The organism is Vibrio sp. 10N.222.46.A1, assembly GCF_041473595.1.
In the GTDB taxonomy this organism is placed as follows: Bacteria; Pseudomonadota; Gammaproteobacteria; order Enterobacterales; family Vibrionaceae; genus Vibrio; species Vibrio tasmaniensis_A.
Genome location: NZ_JBFRSN010001584.1, coordinates 1 through 1,209, shown reverse-complemented (window position 1 = coordinate 1,209; position 1,209 = coordinate 1). Strand labels below are relative to the sequence as shown.

Here is a 1,209-nt window from a genome sequence, read left to right as displayed (position 1 = left end):
TCATTAATCTCCTCCATAACTCTTTCAATTGTTGTAATAAGAGAATGAACAGGGTCTTCGCATGAAACTTGAGACTTTAAAGATGTAATCAATTTAATTCTTTCAAAAAGCTCAAAATTTAGTGGCGTAAATTTAGAAAGAGTATTAAGAATATCAAGACTCTCACTAACCAAATATTCATTCTTAAATCCCGGTGATTTAAATAGAGTTGCTAATTGATAGTCTGATGAATAACTTGTTGACTTTGAAGAATCAATCAACATATTTTCATCCAAATTTAATATAAAGCAGTTATCACTAGATAGTTTTGAAACTAAAAGGGGTGAGTGTGTTGCGATCACAAAATGACAACCAGAATACAATGAAAATAGATCATTAATTAATGGAATAAATTCTTCTTGCCACTCTGGATGTAGGCTTATTTCTGGTTCATCTATACATATTAATGAGTTGTTTTCTATTTGACTCGCAATGCCAAGTAACATCATAGCCAAACACTGCTCTCCTGAACTAGCATCAATAAAATCAACAAACTTCCGGTTATCATTGGCTTGAGATAGTTTTAAACTTGATACAGAAAATACCCCACTTTTTGATAATACTTGAATAGCTTTTACATAATCATCTTCAAGAATATTGTTTTTTGAAAAATTAATTGGAATACTAAATATCTTTTTCCATTTTCCGTTGTTGGAATCAAGCAATACTCGAATACTATTATAAATAACATCCACTTTATTATCCCACTCGAATCCTCCTATATGATTTTCATTAAAAATAGGATTATCAAATGTGGTTAGTAACTTAGAAACTTTACGCCTAGATAGATCATTTTCATCAAGCTTCACATTTGAACGATACGAGACAAGAATACGATTACCATATCCTAGGTATTCTAAGGTCTTCTTTATTACTTCAAAGTTTGTCTCAATTTTTTCTGGTTTTTTAAACATGCTATCTAAAACGTTAGAAATTAAAGAAACTATTGAGCTACTACGTTTGCTATTCTTCATTCCAATGTATGAATATATGCTTTCATTTGAAAGTGATTTAGATACATTCAAAGGAAAGCGATCAAATGGGCTTGTAGATAAGCAAATCATGCGCTGAGGAAAAACACGATATCTATCATCAACATGTGAAACAAGCTTGAAAACACTAGCAACTTGAGAACTAATTCTTTGCATAGTACATTCCAACCCATTGCTC

1 protein-coding gene is annotated in these 1,209 nt (G+C 30.9%); it reads right to left on the bottom strand.

The features are described 5' to 3' along the window. Positions 1-1,187, bottom strand: a 1,187-nt coding sequence (locus AB4496_RS28240; RefSeq protein WP_372133351.1) for an AAA family ATPase, incomplete at its 3' end; no start/stop codon positions are given. Positions 1,188-1,209 lie beyond the last annotated feature (22 nt).